This window comes from Mesorhizobium sp. M1E.F.Ca.ET.063.01.1.1, from assembly GCF_003998155.1.
Classification (GTDB): Bacteria; Pseudomonadota; Alphaproteobacteria; order Rhizobiales; family Rhizobiaceae; genus Mesorhizobium.
Map to the genome: position 1 here is coordinate 1 of NZ_RZSC01000540.1, position 4,194 is coordinate 4,194.

The following is a 4,194-nucleotide window of genomic DNA, read 5'->3' on the forward strand; positions in this document are numbered from 1 at the left end:
GAGCTGAACCACGCCACCGTGTCGCGCCGCATCGCGGCGCTGGAGGAGGCGTTGCGCACGAAACTCTTCCGCCGCCTGACCACAGGCAGCGAGCTGACGCCCGCCGGCGAGCGTTTCCTCGACATCGCCGAACGCATGGAAGGCGACATGATCGCCGCGCGCGCGACGATTGCCGGCGAGGGCGACGATGTCTCCGGCACGGTGCGCATCGGCGCCCCCGACGGTTTTGGTGTCGCCTTCCTCGCCAAGCGCCTGGGCGAGCTCACCGCGCTTCACCGCGAACTTACCATCCAGCTTGTGCCGGTGCCGCGCTCCTTCTCGCTGTCCAGGCGCGAAGCCGATATCGCCATCACCGTCGAGCGCCCGACCGAGGGCCGGCTGGTGGCGGGAAAGCTGGTCGACTACACGCTGGGTTTGTTCGCCTCCCGCGCCTATACGCAAGCCAATGGCCTGCCGAAGACGGCGGCCGAACTCGGCCGGCACACGCTGATCGGCTATGTGCCCGACCTCATCGTCAGCCCCTCGCTCGACTATGCGGCCGAGTTCAGCCCGGACTGGCGCTCGAGCTTTGCCATCTCATCGGCACTTGGCCAGGCGGAAGCCGTGCGCTCCGGCGCCGGCATCGGCATCCTGCACACCTTTGTGGCCCGTTCGATGCCGGAGCTCGTGCCGGTCGACATCGTCAGGCCGATCCGTCGCGCCTACTGGCTGGTCTACCACGAATCGGTGAGACCGCTGCGCCGCGTCCAGCTCGTCGCCAATTTCATCACGAGGGCCGTCGAACGGGAGCGCGGGCTTTTCGTCTAGAGCAATTCCAGGAAAAGTGCTTGGCGGTTTTCCGTCCGGAATTGCGTGAAAACAAACAGTTAGTCCGCGTCGAGCACGAACGAGCTCACCACCTTTTCGGCTTCGCTCGCCAGCGGCGCCCACTTCCGCTCTACCTCTTCGGGAGTGTCGCCCGCGACGCCGCAGCTGACGAAGCCGAAATGCGCGCGACGCAGCGAGAGCGCAACGCTGCCATGACCGTGGAAGCTGACATTGTCGTCGGCATAGTAGAAATCCATGTCGGCCAGCCGCACAGGATAGCCGTCGGGAAATCGCGCCAATCTGTCCTTGCTGAAGCTGGCCGAACCAAAGGCGGCACCGACCATTGTCCGCCAGTTGCTCAGCGACCAGTCCTTGTCCATGAACGCCTCGGGATCGCGCGGGCTGTCCGGAGCGGACGGATCGTAGGGGTTCTCCGAAACCATGCAGGTCAAGCCTTCCGCGGATTTGACCTTAAGCCGTATGCTGTTGCCGGACAGGGCTTGGCTCGTCCATCCCTCGGGATAGGTGAGCGAAAAACCGTAGTCATTGTCATGCACCGTCTTGTCCGCCGCGAACGCCGCCGAGGTACAGATCATGCATCCGGTCGCCGCAACCCAGAGAAATGAGCGCATCACAACCCCCACCATGGCCAACGATAGCAACCGGCGTGCCGTCCCGCCATTCCCTCGCCACAAAGTCGGCGAGTGTGGCTGCAACGCGTTCCGACGCGAGGGGCAGGCAGGCGTTCCAAGCGACGCTCGAAGTCGTTTCGACGCGACGCGCTTCAAGCCTTGAGATACCGGTCCGGGCTAAGGTCGAGCGCGTTGATCTCCGGCACCCGGTTGGAGATGATGTCGGAAAGCACCCTGGCGGAGCCGCAGGCCATGGTCCAGCCCAGCGTGCCGTGGCCGGTGTTGAGATAGAGATTGGACAATTCGCTGCGCCCGACCAGAGGCGGCCCATCCGGCGTCATCGGCCGCAAGCCGCACCAGAAACTCGCCGCCTTGAGGTCGCCGCCGCCCGGAAACAGGTCGCCGACCGAGTGCTCGAGCGTACGGCGGCGCGATTCGTGCAGGCGAAGGTCGAAGCCAGAAATCTCCGCGGTGCCGCCGACGCGGATGCGGTCGCCGAGCCTGGTGATCGCCACCTTGTAGGTCTCGTCCATGACGGTCGACACCGGCGCCGCCTCGGCATCCGTGATCGGCACGGTGATCGAATAACCCTTGACCGGATAGACCGGGATCGGCCGCTTCATCTTGCGCATGAAAGGGGCCGAGTAGCTGCCCAGCGCCATCACATAGGCCTCCGCCGTCCGCCAGCCCTTGTCGGTGCCGACCTGGACGACTCGGTTGCGGTTCCTGACGACGCGCCGGATGGTCGTGCCGTATTCGAAGCTGACGCCGCGCGCCACGCAGAGCTCGGCCAGCTTCTCGGTGAACATCTTGCAGTCGCCGGTCTCGTCGCCCGGCAGCCTGAGACCGCCGACGAACTTTTCGCGCACGCCGGCCAGCCCCGGCTCGGCCGCGATGCAGCCGTCCCGGTCGAGGACCTCGTAGGGAACGCCGTATTTCTTCAGCACCTCGACATCGCCGCCCGTACCGTCGAGCTGCTTCTGCTTGCGGAAGAGCTGCAGCGTGCCCTTGGATCGCTCGTCATAGGTGATGCCCGTCGCGGCCCGCAGCGCCTTCAGCGTGTCGCGGCTGTATTCGGCGACCGGCACCATGCGCGATTTGTTGAGCGCATAGCGCTCGGCCGTGCAGTTGCGCAGCATCTTGATGAGCCACGTCCACATATGCGGATCGAAGGCCGGCCGCACGACAAGCGGGCCATATTTCATCAGCAACCATTTGACCGCTTTCACCGGGATGCCGGGCCCGGCCCATGGCGAGGCGTAGCCGGGCGACACTTCGCCGGCATTGGCGAAGCTGGTCTCCAGCGCCGGCCCCTGCTGCCGGTCGATCACCGTGACTTCGTGGCCGGCCTCGGCAAGGAAGTAAGCGGTGGTGATCCCGATCACGCCGCCGCCCAGCACCAGGACTTTCATTCTATGCTCCCTCAAAGTCGATCGTGACGCAGCAGCGTCCGGCCGTTCAACCTGTCTGCCGGATTTTACAGCGCCCGCCAAGGGGTTGCCGGTTATTCGCCGATATAGCGGCGGTGAAAGCGCGCACCCAGGCTGGTCAGCACCTCGTAGCCGATGGTGCCGGCTTGGCCGGCCACATCATCGACGCTTTGCGACGGACCGACGAGCTCGACGAGGTCGCCCTCGCCGAGGCTGCCGGCCGGAAGCGCGGAGATGTCGAGGATGATCGAATCCATCGATACCCGGCCGACGAAGGGCAGCCGCACGCCCTCGAACCAGGCGGCCGAAGCGGCTCGCCGGTGCCAGCCATCGGCATAGCCGAGCGAGATCGTCGCCAGCCTGAGCGGCCCGCTCGCATGGTAGGTGTGGCCGTAGCCGACGCCGGCGCCTTCCTCGACGCCGCGCGTCTGCGCCACCTTCGCTTGCAGCCGCACCACCGGCAGCATCGGGTTGGGCTTGCCCGGCGTCGGGTTGACGCCGTAGAGCGCGGCGCCCGGACGGGCGAGATCGAAGTGGTAGGAGGATCCGAGAAAGATGCCGGACGAATTGGCGAGCGAGGCAGGGGCCTCGGGCAGCACCTTCCGTAGTCGTTCGAATGCCAGCCATTGTTGTTCGTTCGCCGGATTGCGCGGCTCGTCGGCGCAGGCGAGGTGACTCATGATGAGCCGGATGTCGATGCCGTCGAAGGCGTCCTTCGCCAGCGCCTCGACTTCAGCCGGCGGCATGCCGAGCCGCGACATGCCGCTGTCGACCTGGATCGCGGCGGGCAGCCTTCGCTCAGTGGCCCGCGCCACTTCGCGCCACGCCGTCAGTTGGGCTGCGCTGTTGATGACGGGATGAAGTCCGGCCGCGAGTGCTTCCGATTCCGAGCCCGGCGGCAGACCGTTGAGGACAAAGATGTCATGTCCCGGCCCGAGCGCCTCACGCAGCGCGATGCCCTCGCCGAGCAGCGCGACGAAGAAGATGTCGCAGCCTTCCTTGATCAGCGCCGATGCCACTGGCGCGGCGCCGAGACCATAGCCGTCGGCTTTGAGCACGCCAGCGCAGCGCACGCCCGCCAGCCGCGCCTTGAGCCGCCGGTAATTCTCGCGGATGGCGCCGAGATCGATGGTCAGGACCGCGCCGGCCGCCGCTTCGCTGACCGTCGAGCTACCGGTGGCGGGCGTTTGCGGCAAAGGCACTTTGGCGTCGCTCATCGAGGCAATTGCGTCAAACAAAGACGGGTTGCACTTGTTGCGGAGGCGCGTGGCTGTCGACGCCGGCGCTGCCCCTCATCGCCCTGCCGGGCACTTCTCCCCGTATAG

4 protein-coding genes are annotated in these 4,194 nt (G+C 66.2%); 1 reads left to right on the forward strand and 3 read right to left on the reverse strand.

What is annotated here, in order from left to right:
* Positions 1-807: LysR family transcriptional regulator (locus tag EOA29_RS27440; RefSeq protein ID WP_145969825.1), on the forward strand; the 807-nt coding region annotated here is incomplete at its 5' end.
* A gap of 59 nt (positions 808-866) precedes the next feature.
* Here EOA29_RS27440 and EOA29_RS27445 read toward each other — a convergent pair.
* The 3 genes from EOA29_RS27445 to alr form a co-directional block, all read right to left on the reverse strand.
* Positions 867-1,403: a hypothetical protein gene (locus tag EOA29_RS27445; RefSeq protein WP_245464848.1), complete on the reverse strand. Its 537-nt coding sequence runs from the start codon at positions 1,401-1,403 to the stop codon at positions 867-869.
* A 188-nt stretch (positions 1,404-1,591) separates the two neighbouring features.
* Entirely contained in the window at positions 1,592-2,932 is a 1,341-nt protein-coding gene (locus EOA29_RS27450) for a D-amino acid dehydrogenase (RefSeq protein ID WP_348628920.1), read from the reverse strand.
* An 11-nt stretch (positions 2,933-2,943) separates the two neighbouring features.
* Positions 2,944-4,086, reverse strand: a complete 1,143-nt coding sequence (gene alr / locus EOA29_RS27455) for an alanine racemase (protein ID WP_126091387.1) — start codon at positions 4,084-4,086, stop codon at positions 2,944-2,946.
* Positions 4,087-4,194: the final 108 nt, after the last annotated feature.